The sequence below is a fragment of the Actinosynnema mirum DSM 43827 genome, assembly GCF_000023245.1.
Classification (GTDB): domain Bacteria; phylum Actinomycetota; class Actinomycetes; order Mycobacteriales; family Pseudonocardiaceae; genus Actinosynnema; species Actinosynnema mirum.
This window is the reverse complement of sequence record NC_013093.1, coordinates 7,471,189-7,493,085: the sequence shown is the minus strand read 5'-3', so window position 1 is coordinate 7,493,085 and position 21,897 is coordinate 7,471,189. Positions and strand designations below refer to the sequence as shown.

The window sequence follows — 21,897 nt, the reverse complement described above, 5'->3', positions numbered from 1 at the left end:
GACGCTAGTGCTTTTCCACCGCGAGCAACACCCCGACGTGACCGCCGTCCTGCGGTCTGCTAGTCGGTGGTGAACCCCTCGTGGCGCTCAGCCAGCGCGTCGAGGAACGGCCGGTGGACGTCCGCCGCCCGACCGTCCGGACCGGACCCGACCTCCACCACCCAGTCCGCGTCCTCGGCGTCGTCCTCGCCCGCGAGCAGCTCCTTGTGCACCAGGCACGGCGCCCAGCCCGCCGCCAGCAGCTCGGCGGCGACCTCCTCGGCCTCGTCCCGGTCGTGCAGCACCAGCAGCACCGGTCCGTCCACAGAGCTCTCCGCGCCCGCGTCCGCCCCGGCCTCCAGCAGCCCGCGCGAGACCAGCGCGTCCCGCAGCGCGGCGGCGTCCGGGGTGTGCGCGGCGTCCAGCCCGGCCGCGCGGGCGCCCTCGACGTGGCCCGCCGAGTCGTCGCAGAACAGCGTCGCCGACGGCGAGTGCTGGAGCACCCGCAGCGCCCGCCGGAACGCCTCGGGGTCCGGTTTGGCCACTCCCAGCCGCGCGGACGGGACCACCGCGTCGACCTCGCGGTCCAGCCCGAGCGACGCCAGGTCCGCGCCGACCCGGTCGGTGGCGTTGGTCAGCAGCGCCACCCGGCACCGCCCGCGCACCGCCCGCACCAGCTCCAGCGCCTCGGGCACGACCTCGCCGACCCGGCTCCACGCCCGCACCGCCGAGGCCGCGACCTCGCCGTCGACCCCCTGGGCCACCAGCGCGCCCACCACGGCGTCCCGCCACCACGCGTCCGTCTCGGCCCCGACCAGCGCGGGCCCGATCAGCGAATGAGCGGTCTCCGCGAGCAGCCCGCGCCGCAACCCGTGCGCGTCCTCGATCGGCGCGTCCGACCCGAACCGGCGCAGCACGCCGTCCAGGTCGAGCAGCAGCAGCGTCGGCGCGCTCACCGCCGCCTGTCCCGCCCCACCAGGAGGAACAGCGCCACCGGGATCAGCAGGAACACGAACGGCGACTTCACCAGCGCGGCCAGCAGCACGAACCCGATCAGGACCGCGGGCCCGGCCACCGCCACGTTGACCCCGCGCCGCGCGGGCAGCCCCGGCGGCGGGGGCATCGGCCGCACCGCCGTGGCCGCGCTCAGCGCCGGGTGCGGGTGCGGCAGGTCGGAGAACAGGTCGAGCAGCTCGCCCCGGTTCCTGGCCGCGGTCGCCCGCGCCGTCCGCTCGCCGTACTCGTCCACGTCGAGCCTGCCCGCGCTGAGGTGCTCACCGAGCACGCGCAGCGCGTCCTCGCGCTCGGCGTCGCCGACGCGGATCTCCCGATCACCCACGCCCCGAGCTTATTCCCTCAACTCGCACAGGACGGCCCCCTGCGTCACGGCGGACCCGGCCGCCACCGCCACCCCGGTCACCACGCCCGCCTTGTGCGCGGTCACGGGGTTCTCCATCTTCATCGCCTCCAGCACCGCGACCAGGTCCCCGGCCGCCACCCGCTGCCCCTCCTCGACGGCGACCTTCACGACCGTGCCCTGCATGGGCGCGGCCACCGCGTCCCCGGAGACCTGCGAGGCGCCACCCGCGCGCGCCCGCTTCCTGGTGCGGGCGGTCGCGTCGGCGGCGGGCCTGGCGGGGCCACCGCCGAGGTCGCCCGGCAGCACGACCTCGACCCGTCGCCCGCCGACCTCCACCACGACCCGCTGCCGGGGCTCCTCGTCCTCCCCGACCGCACCGCCGCCCTCGAACGGCGCGATCGAGTTCTCGAACTCGGTCTCGATCCACCGCGTGTGCACCGAGAACCCGTCCGCGTCCCCCACGAAAGCGGGGTCGCGCACCACGACCCGGTGGAACGGCAGCACGGTCGCCATCCCGTCCACGACCATCTCGTCCAGCGCCCGCCGCGCCCGCTGGAGCGCCTGCTCCCGGTCCTCGCCGGTCACGACCAGCTTCGCCAGCAGCGAGTCGAACTGCCCGCCCACGACCGTGCCCGCCTCGACCCCGGCGTCCACCCGGACCCCCGGCCCGGACGGCAGCGCGAACCCGGTGACCACGCCCGGCGCGGGCAGGAACCCGCGCCCGGCGTCCTCCCCGTTGATCCGGAACTCGATCGAGTGGCCGCGCGGCTCGGGGTCCTCGGCGAACCGCAGCGGCAGCCCCTCGGCGATCCGGAACTGCTCGCGCACCAGGTCGATCCCGGAGGTCTCCTCGCTCACCGGGTGCTCCACCTGCAACCGGGTGTTGACCTCCAGGAACGAGATCGTCCCGTCCACGCCCACCAGGTACTCGACCGTCCCGGCCCCGTGGTAGCCCGCCTCGCGGCAGATCGCCCGCGCCGACGAGTGGATCGTCGCCCGCTGCTCGTCGGTCAGGAACGGCGCGGGGGCCTCCTCCACCAGCTTCTGGTGCCGCCGCTGCAACGAGCAGTCGCGCGTGCCCACCACGATCACGCCGCCGTGCTGGTCGGCCAGCACCTGCGCCTCCACGTGCCGGGGTTTGTCCAGGTACCGCTCCACGAAGCACTCGCCCCGCCCGAACGCGGTCACCGCCTCGCGCACGGCGCTGTCGAACAGCTCCGGGACCTCCTCCAGCGTCCGCGCGACCTTCAGCCCGCGCCCGCCGCCGCCGAACGCGGCCTTGATCGCCACCGGCAGCCCGTGCTCCCGCGCGAACGCCACCACCTCGTCCGGCCCGGACACCGGGTCGTTCGTGCCCGGCACCAGCGGCGCGCCCGCGCGGGTCGCGATGTGCCTGGCCGTCACCTTGTCGCCCAGGTCCCTGATCGCCTGCGGCGACGGCCCCACCCAGGTCAGCCCGGCGTCGATCACGGCCTGCGCGAAGTCGGCGTTCTCCGACAGGAAGCCGTAACCGGGGTGCACCGCGTCGGCCTCGGCGCGCTTGGCCGCGTCGAGCAGCTTGTCCACCGACAGGTACGTCTCGGCGGCCGTCGTCCCGCCGAGGGCGAACGCCTCGTCGGCCAGCCGCGCGAACGGGGCGTCCCGGTCCGGGTCGGCGTACACCGCGACGCTGGCGAGCCCCGCGTCCCGACAGGCCCGGATGACCCGGACCGCGATCTCGCCGCGGTTCGCGATGAGGACCTTGCGCAGTGGCACGGCGTCCTGCCTTTCCGGAACGGGACGCGGCTCGCCGGGGCGTCGCCGCTGGACCTGGCCGCCGGACTCGCCGCCCGGCTTTGCTACTGGTGAGTTTAGTTAGCGCGGGGCGCACGACAACCGCGAAGCCGCAGCGGCGGAGGTGCGAGAATCCGGCGGTGTCCAGGCCGCCGCTCACCGCTCTGCTCACCGCCTGCCTGTCCGTCGCGATCACCGCGGCGGGCCTCGGCTACGCCTGGTCGCTGCGGGCGCCCGACCACGCGCCCGCCGGGGACGGCCAGGTGAGCCCGATCTGCGGGACCCGCGAGTGCGAACCGGTCGCCGAGGCCGCCGTCGGGTCCGACGTGGTGCGGGTGATGGTCGGCGACAAGATCAGCCGCATCGCCACCGAGGGCGCGTCCGGGACGGTCATGTTCGAGCTGACCATCGCCGAGTACGGGGTGACCGAGGACGTCGGGTCGCTGGAGCTGGAGTGCGTCGACTCGCCGGTCGCGGCGGTGTGCCTGGTGCAGGGGCAGGCGCGCGGCAAGCGGTACGCCGAGGCGCTGGTGCGGCAGGACGGGCTGTGGTCGCGGGCGCTCGGCGGGTACCAGGGCGACGGCGGGTACGTCGGGCTGCACGACGTCAACGGCGACCAGGTCATGGACGTGGTCGTGGTGCAGCGGCGGTGCGCGGAGGGCGTGGACTGCCCGAAGCGGGTCGCCGAGGTGTACTCGCTGGTCGCGGACGTGGCGAACGGGGAGGACCGCAAGCTCGGGTGCACGGCGGTGGTGAACGCCGAGGCGGCCCTGCCGGGCTGGCCGGACGTGCGGCCCGCCGCGAACCAGCTGAAGGCGTGCCCGGCCGCCGGGTCGTGAGCGCCGCGGACGGGAACGGCCCCGGTCACCTGGTGAGGCGACCGGGGCCGTTGCGCCGTTCGGGGGTCGATCAGGCGGGCACCGGGGTGCGCTCCTTCTCGGTCTCCGGCTCGCCGCCGATCAGCGGCGGGGTGCTCGGGGCGTTCAGCACCTCGTCGTCGATCAGGCCCTCGCCGCGCGCGACCAGCACCGGGACGGCGATCTGACCGGCCACGTTCGTGGCGGTGCGCATCATGTCCAGGATCGGGTCGATCGCGTAGACCACCGCGACGCCGGTCGCGATGACCTCGGCGGGCATGTCGATCGCGCTCAGGGTCAGGGTCAGCATGGTGAACCAGCCGGTGGTGCCCGCGGTGGCGAGCGCGCCGAAGACGGACACGGCCACGATCCCGGCGTACTGCAGGACGCTCAGCTCGACGCCGAACAGGTTGGCGATGAAGATCGTCGCCACCGCCGGGTAGACCGCGGCGCAGCCGTCCATCTTCGTCGTGGTGCCCAGCGGGACGGCGAAGCTCGCGTAGTCGGAGGAGACGCCGAGGTTCGCGGCGGTCTGCCTGCTCAGCGGCAGGGTCGCGCCGGACGAGCGGGACACGAACGCGAACTGGATCGCGGTCCAGGCCTTGCTGAAGAACACCAGCGGGCTGACCTTGCCGACGACCTTCAGCAGCACCGGGTAGACCACGAACAGCACCAGCGCGCAGCCGACGTAGACCGCGACCAGCAGCGAGGCCAGCGGGCGCACGAACGAGTTGCCGTAGGTCGCGAAGGCGTTGCCGAGCAGGCCGAACACGCCGATCGGGGCCAGCAGCACGACCCAGCCGACGATCTTCTGGATCAGGTCGAACGCCGAGCGGGTCAGGTCGACGAACGGCTTGGCGCGCTCGCCGAGCGCGTAGGCGGCGAAGCCGATCAGGATCGACACGAAGACGACCTGGAGCACCTCGCCCTCGGTGAAGGCGGTGAACAGGTTCGTCGGGATCAGCGACTCCAGCAGCTGCGACCACGAGCCGGTCGCGCGCGCGGCGAGCCGCTCGACGGACGCCTCGGACGGGGTCACCTGGACGCCGCGACCGGGGTTGATCAGCGCGGACACGCCGATGCCGATGAGCACCGCGATCAGCGAGGTGGTCGCGAACCACAGCAGCGTCTTGCCGCCGAGGCGGGCGGCGGTGCGCGAGCCGCCCAGCCTGCTCAGGCTGGTGATGCCCACGACGATCGCGGTGAACACCAGCGGGATGACGGTGAACTGCAGCAGGCTCGTGAAGGTGCTGCCGATCTGCTTGAGCGTGGTGACGAGCCAGCTCAGCTCGGCCTGCTTGGCGACGAAGCCCGCGACCGCGCCCAGCACGAGGGCGGCGAGGACGGTCAGGCCGAAGACCTTGGGTTTGCGGTAGGTGGCGATGAAGGACATGCGGGGGCTCCGGAAGGGACGCTGAAGGGTTCGGTGTCGGGGTCTCTCGTCAGCCCCGACAGCCCGAACTCGTTCTCCGGCCGAAATCGATGTGGATACGGCGGGTCAGCATCAGGTCCATCGCACCCCCTAACGGGGGGAGCGTTCCAGACCTTCCCGAACGCGCTCAGCTGTGATTATCCCTACTTCGGGGGTCCGAAAGGGGGAACGATCGACTAAGGGGTGGGTGATGACCCTCTGTTGTCATGGCCGGGTCGCGCAGTGGGGTGGACCGGTCGGCGGGGTGCCCGGTGCTCCCGCCCCACTTCTCCCCGCAACGCGGACGACCGCCCCCCGCGGGCGGGGAGCGGTCGTGGTCTCGCGGGGGCGCGCGTTGGTGCGCGCGGTTGATTCGTGAGTTCTGCTCAGGTTCTTTCCGGTGTTCTCCCTGGTGGCGGGGTCACCGCTCGGGGGCCTGCCAGAGGTCGGCGACGGAGAGCCCGACCCGGCGCAGCAGCCTGCGGGTGAGCGGGAGGCTGATGCCGATGACGCTGGACGGGTCGCCGTCGATGCCCTCGACGAACCAGCCGCCGAGCCCGTCGAGCGTGAACGCGCCCGCGACGTGCAGCGGCTCGCCGGTGGCGAGGTAGGCGTCGAGCTCGGCGGCGGTGGGTTCGGCGAAGCGCACCAGCGTCCCCTCGTGCTCCGCGACCCGCTCGACCACCTCGCCGTCGCGCACGACGAGCAGGGCGTGCCCGGTGAGCAGCGTCCCGGTGGTCCCGGCCATCCGCCCCCAGCGCTCGCGGGCGATCTCGGTGGTGGCGGGCTTGCCCTGCACCTGGCCGTCGGCGGTGAGCAGCATGGAGTCGCACCCGATGACGACGGCGTCCCGCTCGTCGACCGCCACTGCCTCGGCCTTGGCGACCGCGAGGGCGGTGACGAGCGAGGCGGGCGTGGGCTCCCCGAGCCCGGCCGCGACGGCGTCCTCGTCGACGCCGGAGACCCGGACGACGGGGGTGACGCCCGCGGCCTTGAGGACGGCGAGGCGGGCGGGGGACTGCGAGGCCAGGACGAAGCGCACGGACGGCAGCCTAGGTGGTCCAGCGCCGCGAACCGGCCACCGACGGCCGCGGCTCGCCGATCTTCAGCCCTCAGGAGCTTGGGGCGCAGCCCGCAGCTGGCAGCCCTTGGGCCGAGCACCCGCAGCCTTTGGGTCGAGCACCCGCAGTCCTCGGGTCACTCGCCCGCAGTCCGCAGTCCGTAGCCCGTAGCCCGCAGCTCTCGGGCCGAGTGCCAGCCGCCCCGCCCCGCGCCCCGCCCCGCGCCTGTGGCTCGTGGCTCGCGGCTGTGGCTCGCGGCTCGCGGCTTGCGGCTTGCGGCTTGCGGCTTGCGGCTCGACGATCATTACGGCTGGCGGCTGGCGGCTGGCGGCTGGCGGCTGGCGGCTGGCGGCTGGCGGCTGGCTGGTCGCCCTGCGCCCCCACCTCGCCCCCGCCCTCGCCCTCGCCCCCGCCCTTGCCCCCGCCCTTGCTCCCGTCCTCGCGCTCGCCCCCGCCCTTGCTCCCATTCCCACCCCCACCCCCGTCGCGGTTTCGGTAGCGTGGTTCCCACGGGCGCGCAACCGCTTGCGCCCGTCGCGACTTCGGCTTTCCGCGAGCCCCGCCCCGCCGCCGCACCCGCGTCACCCCGCCCCGCGCCCGCTCTTCCAGCGAGAACGCGACATCCCCTCACCTGCGCCACCCGGCACCCGAAGCGGCGAATTAAGCAGTCTTACCCATGCGTGCCGACCCCTCCAGGGGGCACTCTCGGGTTCGTGCAGAGCTGGCGACTGGTGATCCGGCGGCCTGTCCGGCGGATCGGCCGGACGAGGCTCCGCTGGCTGCTGGGCACGCTCACCGCCGTGGTGCTGGCGTTCGCGGGCCTGATCGTCTCCACCGACCCGGTCGGCTACGGCCTCCCGTTCTGGCCGTTCGCCACCAACGCCGACCACGCGGAGGGCCGGGCGATGGACTCGTTCCTCGCGACCGCCCGCGCCCAGCGCGACGTGGCCCGGCTGCCGCAGGCGGTGGCGGGCGAGGCGGTGGAGGTGCTCGCCGCGACCCCCGGCGGCGTGCGCGACGACTCGGTGTGGATGCGCGTGCGGCTGCACCTCCCGGACGGCGGCGTGCGCTGCCGCGAGGTGATCGTGTTCAACCAGGTCGGCTTCGAGCTGACCAGCCGCCGGGTGGACTGCTGACCGGCGCCCGCCCTACCGGGGCAGCCCCGACGCCCGCCAAGCGCCCGGCCCGCGCGACAAGGGCTGCCTGACCAGCCGCGACCGGTCCGCCCACCGCGACGCCTCCCGGTCGCCCCGCGCGCCGCCGTCCACCGCCCGGCGCGCGGCGACCGCCGTCAGCACCGCCACCAGCGCCGCCAACTCCTCCTCGGTCGGGTTACCCCGCACCACCCGAAGGTGTCCCCGGTCGCTCACAGCGGGATGTTCCCGTGCTTCTTCGGCGGCAGCGACTCCCGCTTGTCCCGCAGCACCGCCAGCGCCCGCGCCACGTGCGCCCGCGTGTGCGACGGCGGGATCACCGCGTCCACGTACCCCCGCTCGGCCGCCACGTACGGGTTGCACAGCGCGTCCTCGTACTCCTGCTGCAACCGCGCCCGCAGCGCCTCCACGTCCTCACCGGCGCCCAGCGCGTTCGCCAGCTCCTTGCGGTGCACGATGTTCGCCGCGCCCTGCGCCCCCATCACCGCGATCTGCGCGGTCGGCCAGGCCAGGTTCACGTCCGCGCCGAGGTGCTTGGACCCCATCACGTCGTACGCCCCGCCGTAAGCCTTGCGGGTGATCACCGTGACGAGTGGCACGGTCGCCTCCGCGTAGGCGTAGATGAGCTTCGCCCCGCGCCGGATGATCCCGTTCCACTCCTGGTCGGTGCCCGGCAGGAAGCCCGGCACGTCCACGAACGTCAGCACCGGCACGTTGAACGCGTCGCAGGTGCGCACGAACCGCGCCGCCTTCTCGCTCGCGTCGATGTCCAGGCACCCGGCGAACTGCGTCGGCTGGTTCGCGACCACCCCCACCGACCGCCCGTCGACCCGCCCGAACCCGACCAGCACGTTCGGCGCGAACAGCGGCTGCACCTCCAGGAACTCACCGTCGTCCAGCACGCGGGTGATCACCTCGTGCATGTCGTACGGCTGGTTCGCCGAGTCCGGCACCAGCGCGTCCAGCTCCAGGTCGGACTCGGTCACCGAGTCCTCGATCGACCCGCCGACCAGGTCGCCCGGACCGTCCAGCAGCGGCGGGTCGGACATGTTGTTCGACGGCAGGTACGACAGCAGCTCCTTGGCGTAGGAGATCGCGTCGTCCTCGTCGGCGGCCAGGTGGTGCGCGTTGCCCGACTTGGTGTTGTGCGCCCGCCCGCCGCCCAGCTCCTCGAACCCGACGTCCTCACCGGTGACGGTCTTGATCACGTCCGGCCCGGTGATGAACATGTGCGAGGTCTTGTCGACCATCACGACGAAGTCGGTCAGCGCGGGGGAGTAGACGTGCCCGCCCGCCGCCGTGCCCATGATCAGCGAGATCTGCGGGACGACACCGGACGCGGCCACGTTGCGCCGGAAGATCTCCGCGTACAGGCCGAGCGAGACCACGCCCTCCTGGATGCGCGCCCCGCCGCCCTCGTTGATGCCGACCAGCGGGCGGCCGGTCTTGAGCGCCAGGTCCATGACCTTGACGATCTTCTCGCCGTAGACCTCGCCGAGCGAGCCGCCGAACACCGCCACGTCCTGGCTGAACACGCACACCGGCCGGCCGTCGACCGTGCCGTGGCCGGTGACGACGCCGTCGCCGTAGGGGCGGTTGCGCTCCTGGCCGAAGTTCGTGGAGCGGTGCCGGGCGAGCGCGTCCAGCTCCACGAACGAACCGGGGTCGAGCAGCAGCTCGATCCGCTCGCGGGCGGTCTTCTTGCCCTTGGCGTGCTGCTTCTCCACCGCGCGCGCCGAACCCGCGTGCACGGCCTCCTCGTTGCGCCTGCGCAGGTCGGCGAGCTTGCCCGCGGTGGTGCGCAGGTCGGGCTCGTCACCGAGTGGGGCGGTCGCACTGCTCATGACGGGTGAGCTTAACCACGGACCGCACCGATGGCGGCGCTCGCGAACGCGGGGGACTGCGGGGTCGCCGAGCTGCACCGGTGCAGCTCTGTGGGGTGCGGGCGGCGGGAGGCGCGGCCGGACGGCGTCGCGAACCACGACTTGACCTCCAGCGCACTGGAGGTTGCAGGCTGTCCCGCGGGCGCCCCACCCCACCGGTAACCCACACCGCTCCGACAAGCGCGGCGGGGCGGGGCGCCCCTGTCCCTCCGGCCCCTGCCCTCCACCCGCCTCCTACGCTGGCCCCGTGTTCGAGCACCTAGTCGCCCCGACCGGCCCGTACGCCGAGATCCGCGTCGTCCCCAGCACCGGCTCCACCAACGCCGACCTGGTCGCCGCCGCCCCGACCACCCCCGACCGCACCGTCCTCATCGCCGAGGCGCAGTCCGCCGGTCAGGGCCGCAGGGGCCGAAGCTGGGTGTCCTCCGGCGGCGGCCTCTACCTCAGCGTGCTGCTCAGGCCGGACGTCCCGCCCGCGCGCCTGCCCTGGATCACCCTCCTCACCGGCCTGGCCCTGGTCCGCGCCACCGCACGGGCAGGCGTGACCGCCACCCTCAAGTGGCCCAACGACCTGCTGATTGGCGACGCCAAAGCCGCAGGCGTCCTCGCCGAGACCACGAACGACGCGGTGGTCGTCGGCATCGGCCTCAACACCGCCCCCCTCCCGCCCGGCGTCCAGCCCGGCGCGGGCGGTCTCCCACCCACGAGCCTCGCCGAGGCTGGCGCCCGCGTCACCGACCGGTTCGCCGTCGCCGAGGTCCTGCTGACCGAGCTGGCCGCGCTGGAGTCCGAGTGGCGCGCCGCCCACGGCCTGCCCGGCGCGCTCCTCGCCGAGTACCGCGAGCACTCGGCCACGATCGGCCGCGACGTCCGCGTCGAGCTGACCGGCCGCGAGCTGCTCGGCACCGCCGAGGACGTCCTGGAGGACGGCACGCTCGTCGTCCGCGACCGGGAGGGCGCGTCTCACACCGTTTCCGCCGGGGACGTGGTCCACCTGCGAGTACGGTGATCCAGACCGCCCCCACCGTCCCCGGAGGACCCGTGGCCTACCCGGACGACCTGCTCAGCCCCGCCGAGCACGTTGTGATCCACAACCACCCGCACTGGAAGATGCTCCTGGTCCCCGTGCTGGTGCTCATCGCCGTCGCGGGCGGTGGCGGCTACCTCGCCGCGCTGGCGTCCGGCAGCTCCTGGGAGCTGACCGCCTGGATCGCGATCGGCGTGATCGGCCTGGCCCTGGTGCTCTGGCTGACCGTTGCCCCGCTGGTCCGGTGGCGGACGACGCACTTCATCATGACCACGGACCGCGTCATGTACCGCGTCGGCGTCTTCACCCGCACCGGCCTGGACATCCCGCTGACCCGCATCAACAGCGTCCGCTTCGAGCACAGCCTGCTCGACCGCGTCCTCGGCTGCGGCACCCTGGTGATCGAGTCGGCCTCGGACGAGCCGCTGTCCTTCGACGACATCCCGAACGTCGAGCGCGTGCACTCCACGCTCTACCGGGAGATCAACGACAACCCGAACGACGACTTCCAGCCCCGCACTGCGTAGCAGTGCGAAACCCCACACTGCCGCACCGCAGCCCAGTGTTGCAGCTCAGCAGGTTTGGCTCTCGTCTGGTCCGCGCCCACATGCCCTCCCGCCATATGCCCCCCGCCGCAGGAACCCTCCCGCCATAGGCCCTCCCGCCGCAGGAACCTCCCGCCGCAGGAACCTCCCGCCGCAGGAACCTCCCGCCGCAGGAACCTCCCGCCGCAGGAACCTCCCGCCGCAGGAACCCCCCGCCCCAGCACCACGGGCGGGGTCCTCAGCGTCCCCCCCACCCCGCTCCGACTCCCCCCACCACCCACCCGTGCTAGCTTCCGAACCATGGGCGCCCGCGAGAACGGTCTGCCGGACACCACCCCCGCCGACGGCCTCCCCGCCGAGGTCGAGATCTGGGAGGTGGGCGCGCGCGACGGACTCCAGAACGAGTCCACCACCGTCCCCCTGGACGTGAAGCTGGAGTTCCTGGACCGCCTCGCCGACGCCGGCCTGACCACCCTGGAGGCGACCAGCTTCGTCCACCCGAAGTGGGTCCCCCAGCTCGCCGACGCCGAGGACCTCCTGGCCCGCCTCGACCGCCGCCCCGGTGTCGCCTACCCGGTGCTCGTCCCCAACGAGCGCGGCCTCGACCGGGCGCTGCGGGCGGGCGTCGAGCACGTCGCCGTCTTCGCCAGCGCCACCGAGTCCTTCGCCCGCCGCAACCTCAACCGCTCCCTCGACGAGCAGTTCGCCATGGTCGACCCGGTGATCACCCGCGCCCGCGCCGAGGGCCTCCAGGTGCGCGGCTACGTCTCCATGTGCTTCGGCGACCCGTGGGAGGGCCCGGTCCCGCGCGAGCAGGTCGTCGCGGTCGGCAAGCGCCTGCTCGACCTCGGCTGCCACCGCCTCTCCCTCGGCGACACCATCGGCGTCGCCACCCCCGGCCAGGTCACCGCGCTGCTGGCCGCGTTCGGCGACCCCGACCCGCTCGCCGTGCACTTCCACGACACCTACGGCCAGGCCCTCGCCAACACCCTCGCCGCGCTCCGCTCCGGCGTGCGCGTCGTCGACTCCTCGGCGGGCGGCCTCGGCGGCTGCCCCTACGCCGAGTCCGCCACCGGCAACCTCGCCACCGAGGACCTGGTGTGGATGCTCGACGGCCTCGGCATCCGGCACGGCGTCGACCTGGACGCGCTCGCCACCACCAGCGCCTGGCTCGCGGACCACCTCGACAGGCCGAGCCCGTCCAGGGTCGTCCGGGCGCTGCGCGGCTGACCCGCAGGTCAGCGCTCCGCGCCCAACCCCGGTGGATCTTGCCCCCGGTCATGCCCGAAAATCACCGCACCGAGTCGGAACCCCCAGGGCGCTCCGCGCGTCCAACGCCCAACCGGCGTCCGCCGCCGGTGGGGTCGGATGCACCGGAGGTGCTTGTGACGAGCGACCACCGCACCCAGGTGGACGAGCTGCTTGCCGACTACCGGCGCAGCCGCGAGCAGCTCGCGGTGACCCACCGCGAACTCGCCGCCATCTCCGCCTCGGCCACCAGCCCTGACGGGTGCGTCACCGCCGTCGTCGACGCCCAGGGCGTGCTCACCGAGCTGCTCATCGCCGACGCCGCCTACCGCCTGCGCCCGCCGCAGCTCGCCGAGGTCGTCGTGCGCACCACCCAGGCCGCCGTCGCGCGCGCCATGGAGAAGATGCTGCACGCCCTCACCCCGGTGCTGCCCGCCGCCACCGACCCGGAGGCCCTGGTCAGGGGCACCGCCGACCTCACCGAGGACGAGCTGCCCCCGCCCAACCGCAGGGCCCCGCTCGTGGACGACGACGAGGACTTCGACCAGCGCGACTGGCTGAGCACCGAGGCCGCGCCCCCGCTGGGCGCGCCGACGCAGAGCACGCCCTCGCAGAGGAGGAACCGGTGAGCGGGTTCGACGCCGACCTGGCCAGGCTGCGCGGTGGCGCGGCCGACTTCGAGGGCTTCGCGGGCCGCGCGGGCCGCATCGCCGCCGACCTGGGCGCCGCGCTGGAAGCGCTGGGCCCGTGCTGGGGCGACGACGCCGTCGGCCGCAGCTTCGCCGAGGGCCACGTCGGCCCCGCGGCCTCCACGAAGGAGCGCGTCGACGGCCTGAACGGCCAGTTCGGCGGCCTCCAGGACCGCTTCGCCGCGACCGAGCGGACCTACCGCAAGGTCGACGAGGGCAACGAAACCGCGTTCGACGCGGTCTGACCAGGGGACCGGGGATGGGAATCGAGCTGCCCGCGGAGCTGGCCGAGGTCGCCGCGAGGGCCGGGGTCTCGTGGCCTCAGGCCGACGAGGACAAGCTGCGCGCCTCCGCTGCGGCGTGGCGCGCCGCAGGACGCGGGTTGGACGGGCTGGCCGGTGAGTCGGACGACTCGGCCGGGCGCGTCCTCGGCGGCATGGCCGGGTCCACCGCCACCGCCGCGCGCACCCGCTGGGACAGGTTCATCGCCGCCGACGGCGACCTCGTCGGCACCGCCCGCGACTGCCACGCCGCGGCCGACCGGCTCGACCACGCGGCCGGCCAGATCGGCAAGGCCAAGGTCGAGCTGGTGCGCGAGCTGGTCAACCTGGCCAAGAACGCCGACGCCGCGCAGGCGTCCGCGTCGGCAGGCCAGCCGTCCGCGCTGCTCGGCCTGGACACGGCGGTGCGCGGCACGGCGGCGAACGCGGCCAACCTGACGGCGGCGCTGACCGACTCGGTGCGCCTGGACAGCGGCGCCGACGTGGCCACCACCCAGCCGCCGGTCAACCCGAACCCCGGTGTGCGCGGGGGCCTGCTCGACGTGGTCGGCGACCTCGTCGAGGGCGTGGTGACCCCGGTGGTGGAGACCACGACGCGGACCGTCGAGGCGGTCGCGCAGCCGGTGGTCGGACTGGTGGAGCCGGTGGTCGACGCGGTCGTGCGCCCGGTGGTGGACACCGCCGCGCAGGCCGTGGGCCAGGTGACAGGCCAGGTGGCGGGCCACGTGACAGGTCAGGTCACCGAGCCGGTGGCCGCTGCGGCGCAGCGGGTCGACCAGGTCGTCGGGTCCGCGCCCGCGCACGTCGCCGACGTCGCGCACCACGCGGGCCAGCACGCCGCCCCCGTCGCGACGGGGGCGGCCCACGACCACGCGCCCCGCCACGAGGGCACCACCAGCCAGTCCGCGGCGGCGCTGCTCGACCGCCCCGCGCAGGTCGGCGGCACGCCCAGCGGGTCGATCGCGAACGCGCTCAGCGGCATGGGCAACACCGCCCAGCACGCGGCGACGTCCCAGGCGGGCGCGCCCGCCGCGTTCCAGCCCGCACCCGGAGCCCCGACCGCTCCCGGCGCCCACGGCCTGACCGGTGGCGCGGCGGGTGGTGGAGCGGCGGGCGGTGGCGCCGGTCGCGGCGCGGACCACCGCCCCACCGACCTGCGCGCCCCGCTCGACCAGCGCGGACCGCTGGACGGCAGGAGCGACGTCCGCGCGGGCGGCGACGGCCGGGCCCCGGACGCCCGCGCGGGTGACGCGAAGGGCACGACGGACGCCAAGGGCGCCGAGCTCGAGGATGGCGCGCGGGGCGCGGGAACGGGCTGGAACGACCGCCCGATGCTCGGTGACGCGGTGCTGGCCGACCTCAGGGACGTCGAGAGCGAACTGGCCGAGCAGGACCGCGCCGACCGCAGGTCGCCGGGCGCGGGCCAGCCCCTCCTCGGCGGCACGACGCCGGTCGACCGCACCCACGAGCGCGCCACCGCCTGGGCGGGCGACCCGCTCGCGCAGACCACCGAGCACGTGGTCGACCTGGGCCACGTCGCAGCGCCTACTGCCGCGCATGTCGTGGACCGGGCCGTGGCCGACCTGGGCCAGAGCACCGAGCAGGCGGTCGACCTGGGGCCACAGCGCAGCGCCTGCCGCCGCGCACCTCGCGGACCCGGCCGCAGCCGACCTGGGTCAGGTCACCGCGCACGCGACGCCTGCCGCTGCCGCGCACCTCGCCGCCGGGGCCGCGGCCGACCTCGGCCAGGTCGCCGCGCACGCGGCACCCGAGGCTCCCGCCCACCTCGCCGACCGCGCCGCGGCCGACCTCGGCCAGGTCGCGTCGCCCGTCGCCCCCGACCTCGGGCACGTCGTGGCGGGCGTGGCCCCCGATGGCGCGGCCCCGGTCTCCGACCGGGACGCCGAGTGGCCCGCGGTCCCGCTCACCGAGCCCGTTCCCCTCGTGCACGAGGCGATCCCCGCCGCCGGTCTGGTCGCGGGCGCCACCGGGCTCGTGCCCGGCGCGGCGCACGCGGCCGAGCGGGCCGGCGCGTGGACCGCGCCGGTCGCCGCCGAGGTCGAGGAGGCCGCCGACCAGGGCGGTCTCGCCGCCGGGGTGCGCCAGGCGGGCGCGGAAGCCGCTCAGCAGCCGCTCGGCCACACCGTCGCCAGCGCCGCCGCCGACCTCACGGCCGGTTCCGGCGTCCCCCTGGAGGTCGACGGGGCCGACCACGCGCCGCTCCCCGGCTCCCGGCTCTCCGACGACGCGCGCGACGCGGCGGACAACGCGGTCGGCGCGGGCCCGGACGCCGTGGCGCAGGGCGTCGCGGCCGACGGCGGCCAGACCACGACCAACCAGTTCGCGGGCGCCCCCATGGGCGGCGGCATGATGCCGCCCCCCGCCGCGGGCGGCGCGCCGACGGCCCAGGCCACCCACTCCACCGCGCACGCCGTGCCGCAGTCGACCGCGTTCGGCGCCCGACCGCAGACCGACGGCGTCCAGCACGCGGGCCACATCGACGCGGCTGACGTCGAACCCGACCTGGACGACCGCGACAGCGGTGTCACGCACCGCTCCAGCGGCCTGTCCGGCGGCGTCACGCCCGGCGAGGGCCAGCAGGTCGAGCGCGACCGGGACCCGGCCCCGGCGGCGCAGGCCCCGGAACCGGCGCAGCAGTCCCAGCAGGCGCAGAACGACCAGGCCGGGATCGGCGCGGGCCTCGGCTTCATGCCGATGATGGCCATCCCGCCGCAGGCCATGGGCGGTGGTGGCGGCGCGCCGGCGTCCCAGCGGGCCGGTGGCGCGCCCGCGCCGACCGGGGTCCCCGCAGGCCAGGACCACGACCCGGACCTGAGGTCCGAGCCGAGGCCCCCGGCGAAGCCCGGCGCCCGTCCCGGCCACCTGGACCTCACCCCCGACCCGAACGCGCCCCTGGACGCGCCCGCCCGCACCCCGCTGGTGAAGGCCCCGACGGCGGCGGAGATGCCCACGGCGCCCGCCGTGCCCGACGTCCCCGCCGTGCCGGCGGCGCCCACGCCTCCCGCGCCGTCCGCCGCGCCGACCGCCGCCATCCCGGTGGTCGCGGCGCAGGCCGCCGCAGAGCAGAACGCGGCTGGGCAGAACGCGGAGGTGCAGAACACGGCGGTGCAGAACACGGCTGGGCAGGCCACGGCCGGGCGGGTCACCACCACCCAGACCGCCGCGCAGGCCACCGACCAGCCCGCCACCGAGCCCGCCACCGAGCCCGACGCGGACCCCGCCTCCGACTCCGACCAGTCCACCTCGGACCTGTCCGCGTTCGTGCTGGCCCTGTTCCCCGGTGGTTCGCTCCCCGAGCCGAGCCGCCGCCCGACCCGCCAGCTCCCGCCCCCGGCCGAGTCCGACGACGACTACGCGGACGGCCTGCGCTTCCCGCCCGGCGACCACCCGCAGTCCCACCTGGTCGCCGCCGCCCCGCCCGCCACCACCCCGTCCTCGGGCAAGCCCAACACCCCCGAGCCGCCCGCGGCGGTCATGGCGGGCTACGACCCGCTGGCCGGGATGCACGAGCGCGACTGGGAGCACCGCTTCCTGGCCAGGGCGCAACCGCCGGAGTACGCCTGGCCGCCCGCCGAGCTGTTCCCCGAGGGCGGCTACGAGTCGGGCCAGCCGGTCAAGCTGGCCCCCGGCACCGTGCTGGACCGCTTCGGCACCCCGGAGGGCCGCGTCCTGTCCCGGTCCGGCACCCCGTACCCGGCCCGCGCCCTGCCGCCCGCCGCCGCGAGCTCCGGCTACCGCCGGTACCGGGTGCTGCGCGAGCTGCCCGCGTACTACACGCTGTCCGCCGAGTGGTTCGGCCAGCGCGGCGGGGGCGCCCGCTACCGCGCCACCCACCCCGTCGCCGACCTGGTGGCGCTGGGCTACCTGGAGGAGCTGCCGTGAACGCCGAGTCGATCCGGGACTGGCTGCGCGCGGTCGGCGTGCCGGACGAGGTGGTGTCGATCGGCGAGGAGGCCGACAACACCTGGTGCCTGGTCCACGACGACGACCGCACCGAGTTCGAGGTGTTCTGGCGCGAGCAGGGCAACCGCTACGACTGGGTGGCGTTCACCGCCGAGGACGTGGCCTGCCACTACCTGTTCGGCCGCCTGGCCTGGGCCCAGGTGGCGCGCGGCGCGGTCGGCGTCCTGGACCGGGCGAGGACCGAACCGGCCCCGGCCCCCACGATCGCCCCGTCCGCCTCCGCCGCGCCCCCGGTCCCGGCGCCCCCGCCACCACCGGCCCGCCCGGTGATCACCCCGGTGGTGAGGCCCTCGGCGGTCGCCCCGACGTCGTTCAAGCCCGCCCCGGCCCCCGCGCCGCCCGCGACCCAGGGCTGATCCGGACACCCGCCGCCCGCGCCCTGGGACCACCCCGGCGCGGTGTGCGCGAGCAGCAGACCTGGCGCGTCCTTCCCGTCCTCGCACCGCGTCCCAGCCTCAAGGGAGTTGCCCCTGACGTGGCGTTTGGCCAGCCTCGTCTGGTTGATCTTCTCAAGCTGGTTTGAGGATCCACGGGCGTGACTCAGCGCCTACCTCCCCGTAACGCCCGAACCAGGCCAGCAAGTGCCTGGATGATCGCGGGACGTTCTGCAGGCATGGTGTCGCGGAGGGCGATGAAGAAGATGCAGAGGAGCACTGCTGCGATGACGAAGATCAGTGCTAAAACCAGGGCCATGCGCGCACTCTAGTGGCACAGGGCTAAGGAGTTGACGATCGACTTTATCACGATCACCCTGAGGAGGCTACGGAAAGCGTCGAAGGCATCCCGCCGAGGCGGGTTTCTCGGCTTGATGCTGTCAAATTTTTGCTTGATGCACAGCGGTGAGCAGGGATGTTTTTGCTGTTCACCGCGACACTGTTGAGATAGTTTCGCGTTCTTTGTCGAAACTTAAGTTACTAGTGTGATTTGTAGCACAGATCAACTTTGCGTCAAGATGTTACCTGATTAAGGGAACGGTGACGTTCACTAGTTGCATGGCTGGCGGAGCTTCAAGAGCCAGCGCCGCTAGTCCATGTGCCCTCCCCGCTAGCAAGGTGGACCGGCACTCGATCTGGACTTGCGAGTCTTCCCGCCAGCCCGTCCGCGCGCTTGCCCACCCCACCCCGGCGCGGTGCGGCGAACCCGGCGCCCCCTACCGGGGCGTCACGTCCGTCCGCCAGGTCACGCCCAGCACGTCCTCGGCCTTCGGCACCGGCAGGAACACCGCGAACGTCGCGGGCCGGGCCGTCGACAGCTCCAGCCGCCCCCCGTCCGCGTCCACCAGCGCGCGGGCCAGCGCCAGCCCCACCCCGAACGACCCGCCCCCGGACACCCCGCGCTCGAAGATGTGCCCGGCCAGCTCGTCCGGCACCCCGCTCCCGCCGTCCGCGACCTCGACCACCACGGTCCCGTCGTCGCTGCGCGCGGTCACCTGCACCTGCCCCTCGCCGTGCCGCAGGGCGTTGTCCAGCAGCACCCCGATGGCCTCCCGCAGCCGGGCGGGCGTGGCGCGCGCCAGCAGCCCCTCGGGCACCCGCACCCGCAGCCCCCGGCCCTCGCGCTTGAGCTGCTCCCGCCACTCCTCGGCGATCGCCGTCAGCTCCCCGTGCAGGTCCAGCGGCTCGGCGTCGATCGCCCGCGCCGCCCGCGCCGCCGCCAGCAGCTCGTTCAGCACCTCGGTCAACCGCTCGGCCTGCTCCAGCGCGGCCCGCGCCTCCCCGGCCGTCTCCGGCTCCGGGTGCTCGGCCAGCGCCTCCAACCGCAGCTGCAGCGCCGTCAACCGGGACCTGAGCTGGTGCGACACGTCCCCGACCAGCTCCCGCTCCCGCTGCACCAGCTGCGCCAGCGCCACGGCGGACCGGTCCAGCGCCTCGGCGAGCCGGTCCAGCTCCTCGATGTCGTGCCTGCGCGGATCGGCCCGGAAGTCCCCGGCGCCGAGCCGGGCCGCCCGGCTGGCCACGTGCCGCAGCGGCCGGGCGAGCTTCTGCGCCGTCACCGTCGCCACGACCGTCCCGGTCCCCACCGACAGCACCAGCAGCAGCACCACCAGCGCCGCCATCCGGTACTGGTCGGTGCGCATCGGCCGCGCCGACACCTCCAGCCGCACCGTCCCCTGCTGCGCGATCGGCACCTCGACGCTCAGCGCGTCCTCGGCCAGCGCCTCCCCGAGCTCCCGCACCTCGTCCGGCGAGGTGACCACCAGGTGCCCGCCCACCGGGACGCCCACCTCGGCGGGCCGCAGGTCGATCTCGCTGCCGCCCGCGATCTGGTCGTCGATCAGCGCGGCGATCCGCTGCGCGCGGCTGGCCAGGTCGCCGTGCGCGCTGTCGTCGACCAGCCGCAGCGCCGTGTACCCCAGCGGCAGCCCCAGCACGATCCCGGTGACCGCGACGGCCACCAGGATCGCTCGCAGGATGCGGGAGCGCATCAGTCGGTGGTGTTGAAGCGGAAGCCGACGCCCCGCACCGTGGCGATGCGCCGCTCCACCGAGCGCACGTCGCCGAGCTTCCGGCGCAGCCACGACATGTGCATGTCGAGCGTCTTGCTGCTCTTGAGCTCCGGGTCGTTCCACACCTCCGACAGGATCTCGTCGCGGTTCACGACCTGCCCGGCCCGCTGGATCAGCACGCGCAGCAGCTCGAACTCCTTGTTCGCCAGCTGCACCTCCTGGCCGTCGACGGTGACCCGCCGCGCCGCCAGGTCCATGCGCACCCCGTTGACCTCCAGGGTCTCCGGGGCCCGCCTGCGCAGCAGCGCGCGGATGCGGGCCATCAGCTCGGCCAGCCGGAACGGCTTGGCCACGTAGTCGTCCGCGCCCGCGTCCAGCCCGACGACGAAGTCGACCTCGTCGGACCGGGCGGTCAGCATCAGCACCGGGACGCCGCGCCCGCCCGCGCGGAGCCTGCGGCACACCTCCAGCCCGTCCATGCCGGGCAGCCCCAGGTCCAGCACGAGCAGGTCGATCCCGCCGTGCTCGGCTGCCTCCAGCGCACCGGGCCCGTCCCCGACCACGTGCACCTGGTAGCCCTCCCGCTGCAGCGCGCGGGACAGCGGTTCAGCGATCGCCGGGTCGTCCTCGGCCAGCAAGACCACACTCACGGGACCCAGACTAGGCGTGGCACGATCGCCGTGTGACCGGCTCCGACCGCAGTTCCGCCACCAGCCCCGCCCGCGCGTCCGACCTCGCCGCGGACCTCGCGCTCGCCCACCGCCTCGCGGACGCGGCGGACGGCATCACCGCGGCCCGCTTCCAGGCGCTGGACCTGGTGGTGGACCGCAAGCCCGACCGCACCCCGGTGACCGACGCGGACACCGCCGTGGAGACCGCGATCCGCGACCTGCTGGCGGCCGAGCGGCCCGGCGACGCGATCGCGGGGGAGGAGTTCGGCGGGAGCGTCGGCGCGGGCCGCACGTGGGTGCTCGACCCGATCGACGGCACCAAGAACTTCCTGCGCGGGGTGCCCGCGTGGGCGACGCTGATCGCGCTCGTCGAGGGCGGGCGGCCGGTCGTCGGGGTGGTCAGCGCGCCCGCGCTGGGCCGCCGCTGGTGGGCGTCCACCGGTGCGGGCGCGTGGGTCCGCTCGGACGTGGCGGGCACGGCGGCGGAGCGGCGGATCACCGTCTCCGGCGTCGCCGGGCTGGCCGACGCGTACCTGTCCACCACGCACCTGAACTCGTGGGCCGAGCACCACTCCCGCGAGGCCTACCTGAGGCTGGTCGACGCCACCTGGGAGTCGCGGGCGTTCGGCGACTTCTGGCAGCACTGCCTGGTCGCCGAGGGCGCGATCGACCTGGCCGCCGAGGCGGTCGTGAACCCGTGGGACGTCGCGCCGCTCCAGGTGCTGGTCACCGAGGCGGGCGGCGCGTTCAGCGACCTGTCCGGCGCGGAGACGTTCCAGGGAGGTAGCGCGCTGTCGTCGAACGGGCTGCTGCACCGGGCCGCGCTGGACGTGCTCGGACCCGTCGGCGAATAGCGCCGCTCACCCGGACGTGAAAAAGCGGCCCCCCGTTCGCGGGGTGCCGCTTTTCGCACGTTCGCCCGATTTCAGGAATGCCCGAGGTTCTCATCCTCGGCCGACGGGTACGACTTCCGCTCCGCGCGGGGAGTGCGGGCGCCCTCGTCGGGGAAAACCCACTTCTTGTACCCGTACCAGCGGAACGCCATGCCGATGAGCGTGCCGATGATCTGGGCGCTGGCGAAGTCCGAGACCTCCTGCACCAGCCTGCTGACCTCCGGCTCCTGGAGGTGGAACAGGTAGCGGGAGACCCACAGCGGCATCGAGTTCAGCACGATCCCGATGCCGTTGACCAGGAAGAACAGCGCCGCCTCGTGGTGCCGCTCCCGCCCGCCCCTGGTCTTGAACGACCACTCGCGGTTCAGCACGTAGGACACGATCGTCGCCACCAGCGTGGCCACGATCTTCGCGGTGACCGGCTTCTCCAGCAGCACCGTCGACTTCAGCGCGAAGAAGATCGCCGTGTCGATCACGAAGCAGGTCCCGCCGACCAGCGCGAACTTCAGCAACTCACGGTGCTTGAGCGCGAGCGACCGCAGCGGCTCGGGGAGCCGGTGGGCAGCGTTCTCCAGTACGGACACCACAGCAGTGTACGGAAATCGGGTGAATGACCTGCGCAAACCGCTGCTGAG

The 21,897-nt window shown here is 74.4% G+C and carries 20 protein-coding genes and 2 pseudogenes; 11 read left to right on the top strand and 11 right to left on the bottom strand.

All coding sequences use genetic code 11. The annotated features are described in order from the left end of the window. Window positions 1–59: 59 nt before the first annotated feature. Genes AMIR_RS36450 through AMIR_RS31700 form a run of 3 tightly spaced genes read right to left on the bottom strand, consistent with a single transcriptional unit; the run spans window position 60 to window position 3,094 of the window. A complete protein-coding gene (locus AMIR_RS36450) occupies window positions 60–935 on the bottom strand; it encodes an HAD family hydrolase (protein ID WP_015805082.1) in 876 nt (291 codons plus the stop codon). Next, window positions 932–1,318 (bottom strand): DUF1707 SHOCT-like domain-containing protein, encoded by a 387-nt coding sequence (locus AMIR_RS31705; protein WP_015805081.1) that lies wholly within the window; start codon window positions 1,316–1,318, stop codon window positions 932–934. The genes AMIR_RS36450 and AMIR_RS31705 overlap by 4 nt, the downstream gene beginning before the upstream one ends. 9 nt (window positions 1,319–1,327) lie before the next feature. Continuing rightward, complete coding sequence (locus AMIR_RS31700; protein WP_015805080.1) at window positions 1,328–3,094, bottom strand: acetyl/propionyl/methylcrotonyl-CoA carboxylase subunit alpha; 1,767 nt, start codon at window positions 3,092–3,094, stop codon at window positions 1,328–1,330. A gap of 158 nt (window positions 3,095–3,252) precedes the next feature. On the opposite strand from AMIR_RS31700, the gene AMIR_RS36445 reads away from it, so the two are divergent. Next, on the top strand, window positions 3,253–3,951 hold the full coding sequence (locus tag AMIR_RS36445; protein WP_015805079.1) for a hypothetical protein: 699 nt from the start codon (window positions 3,253–3,255) through the stop codon (window positions 3,949–3,951). A 70-nt stretch (window positions 3,952–4,021) separates the two neighbouring features. Here the strand turns inward: AMIR_RS36445 and AMIR_RS31690 are convergent, their stop codons facing one another. Next, the gene (locus tag AMIR_RS31690; protein ID WP_015805078.1) at window positions 4,022–5,362 is read right to left on the bottom strand and encodes a dicarboxylate/amino acid:cation symporter; all 1,341 of its coding nucleotides are present in this window, start codon (window positions 5,360–5,362) and stop codon (window positions 4,022–4,024) included. A 439-nt stretch (window positions 5,363–5,801) separates the two neighbouring features. Continuing rightward, window positions 5,802–6,422 carry a Maf family protein gene (locus AMIR_RS31685; RefSeq protein WP_015805077.1) on the bottom strand — a complete coding sequence of 207 codons (621 nt, stop codon included), beginning with the start codon at window positions 6,420–6,422 and terminating at the stop codon, window positions 5,802–5,804. A 732-nt stretch (window positions 6,423–7,154) separates the two neighbouring features. Here AMIR_RS31685 and AMIR_RS38520 point away from each other — a divergent pair. After that, window positions 7,155–7,577 carry a hypothetical protein gene (locus AMIR_RS38520; protein ID WP_118947913.1) on the top strand — a complete coding sequence of 141 codons (423 nt, stop codon included), beginning with the start codon at window positions 7,155–7,157 and terminating at the stop codon, window positions 7,575–7,577. Window positions 7,578–7,589: 12 nt separating this feature from the next. On the opposite strand, the gene AMIR_RS31675 is transcribed toward AMIR_RS38520, so the two are convergent. Then, window positions 7,590–7,784, bottom strand: coding sequence for an acyl-CoA carboxylase subunit epsilon (locus AMIR_RS31675; protein WP_240438741.1), 195 nt, complete (start codon window positions 7,782–7,784; stop codon window positions 7,590–7,592). 23 nt (window positions 7,785–7,807) lie between these two features. Beyond that, window positions 7,808–9,439: an acyl-CoA carboxylase subunit beta gene (locus AMIR_RS31670; protein ID WP_015805074.1), complete on the bottom strand. Its 1,632-nt coding sequence runs from the start codon at window positions 9,437–9,439 to the stop codon at window positions 7,808–7,810. 286 nt (window positions 9,440–9,725) lie between these two features. Between AMIR_RS31670 and AMIR_RS31665 the strand changes: the two genes are divergently transcribed. The 6 genes and pseudogenes from AMIR_RS31665 to AMIR_RS43375 form a co-directional block, all read left to right on the top strand. Further along, a complete protein-coding gene (locus tag AMIR_RS31665; protein WP_015805073.1) occupies window positions 9,726–10,487 on the top strand; it encodes a biotin--[acetyl-CoA-carboxylase] ligase in 762 nt (253 codons plus the stop codon). A 32-nt stretch (window positions 10,488–10,519) separates the two neighbouring features. Further along, complete coding sequence (locus AMIR_RS31660; protein ID WP_015805072.1) at window positions 10,520–11,032, top strand: PH domain-containing protein; 513 nt, start codon at window positions 10,520–10,522, stop codon at window positions 11,030–11,032. A 318-nt stretch (window positions 11,033–11,350) separates the two neighbouring features. After that, entirely contained in the window at window positions 11,351–12,280 is a 930-nt protein-coding gene (locus AMIR_RS31655) for a hydroxymethylglutaryl-CoA lyase (protein WP_015805071.1), read from the top strand. Between the two features lie 155 nt (window positions 12,281–12,435). After that, complete coding sequence (locus AMIR_RS31650) at window positions 12,436–12,927, top strand: YbaB/EbfC family nucleoid-associated protein (protein WP_015805070.1); 492 nt, start codon at window positions 12,436–12,438, stop codon at window positions 12,925–12,927. Then, on the top strand, window positions 12,924–13,232 hold the full coding sequence (locus AMIR_RS31645) for a hypothetical protein (RefSeq protein ID WP_015805069.1): 309 nt from the start codon (window positions 12,924–12,926) through the stop codon (window positions 13,230–13,232). The genes AMIR_RS31650 and AMIR_RS31645 overlap by 4 nt, the downstream gene beginning before the upstream one ends. Before the next feature lie 14 nt (window positions 13,233–13,246). Then, window positions 13,247–13,558: pseudogene (locus AMIR_RS43375) on the top strand (WXG100-like domain-containing protein); the annotation flags it as partial. A gap of 443 nt (window positions 13,559–14,001) precedes the next feature. Here AMIR_RS43375 and AMIR_RS38515 read toward each other — a convergent pair. After that, window positions 14,002–14,529: a hypothetical protein gene (locus AMIR_RS38515; RefSeq protein ID WP_143760976.1), complete on the bottom strand. Its 528-nt coding sequence runs from the start codon at window positions 14,527–14,529 to the stop codon at window positions 14,002–14,004. A gap of 296 nt (window positions 14,530–14,825) precedes the next feature. On the opposite strand from AMIR_RS38515, the gene AMIR_RS36435 reads away from it, so the two are divergent. Both AMIR_RS36435 and AMIR_RS42440 read left to right on the top strand, forming a co-directional pair. After that, on the top strand, window positions 14,826–17,171 hold the full coding sequence (locus tag AMIR_RS36435) for a TNT domain-containing protein (RefSeq protein WP_015805067.1): 2,346 nt from the start codon (window positions 14,826–14,828) through the stop codon (window positions 17,169–17,171). Beyond that, a pseudogene (locus AMIR_RS42440) lies at window positions 17,168–17,419 on the top strand (hypothetical protein); the annotation flags it as partial. The gene AMIR_RS36435 and the pseudogene AMIR_RS42440, both read left to right, overlap by 4 nt. 983 nt (window positions 17,420–18,402) lie before the next feature. Here the strand turns inward: AMIR_RS42440 and AMIR_RS31620 are convergent. Together AMIR_RS31620 and AMIR_RS31615 are read right to left on the bottom strand one after the other, a co-directional pair. Continuing rightward, window positions 18,403–19,677, bottom strand: a complete 1,275-nt coding sequence (locus tag AMIR_RS31620; RefSeq protein WP_015805065.1) for an ATP-binding protein — start codon at window positions 19,675–19,677, stop codon at window positions 18,403–18,405. Further along, window positions 19,677–20,348, bottom strand: coding sequence for a response regulator transcription factor (locus AMIR_RS31615; RefSeq protein ID WP_015805064.1), 672 nt, complete (start codon window positions 20,346–20,348; stop codon window positions 19,677–19,679). The genes AMIR_RS31620 and AMIR_RS31615 overlap by 1 nt, the downstream gene beginning before the upstream one ends. 32 nt (window positions 20,349–20,380) lie before the next feature. Between AMIR_RS31615 and hisN the strand changes: the two genes are divergently transcribed. Further along, window positions 20,381–21,223: a histidinol-phosphatase gene (gene hisN, locus AMIR_RS31610; protein WP_015805063.1), complete on the top strand. Its 843-nt coding sequence runs from the start codon at window positions 20,381–20,383 to the stop codon at window positions 21,221–21,223. Between the two features lie 71 nt (window positions 21,224–21,294). Here the strand turns inward: hisN and AMIR_RS31605 are convergent, their stop codons facing one another. Further along, window positions 21,295–21,846 carry a GtrA family protein gene (locus AMIR_RS31605; RefSeq protein ID WP_041838560.1) on the bottom strand — a complete coding sequence of 184 codons (552 nt, stop codon included), beginning with the start codon at window positions 21,844–21,846 and terminating at the stop codon, window positions 21,295–21,297. Between the last annotated feature and the right edge of the window lie 51 nt (window positions 21,847–21,897).

What these genes read in the sequence shown, in the direction of transcription:
- AMIR_RS31690 (WP_015805078.1), bottom strand. Translation starts at nt 5,362, where the DNA reads ATGTCCTTCATCGCCACCTACCGCAAACCCAAGGTCTTCGGCCTGACC.
- AMIR_RS31670 (WP_015805074.1), bottom strand. Translation starts at nt 9,439, where the DNA reads ATGAGCAGTGCGACCGCCCCACTCGGTGACGAGCCCGACCTGCGCACC.
- AMIR_RS31655 (WP_015805071.1), top strand. Translation starts at nt 11,351, where the DNA reads ATGGGCGCCCGCGAGAACGGTCTGCCGGACACCACCCCCGCCGACGGC.
- AMIR_RS36435 (WP_015805067.1), top strand. Translation starts at nt 14,826, where the DNA reads ATGTCGTGGACCGGGCCGTGGCCGACCTGGGCCAGAGCACCGAGCAGG.
- AMIR_RS31620 (WP_015805065.1), bottom strand. Translation starts at nt 19,677, where the DNA reads ATGCGCTCCCGCATCCTGCGAGCGATCCTGGTGGCCGTCGCGGTCACC.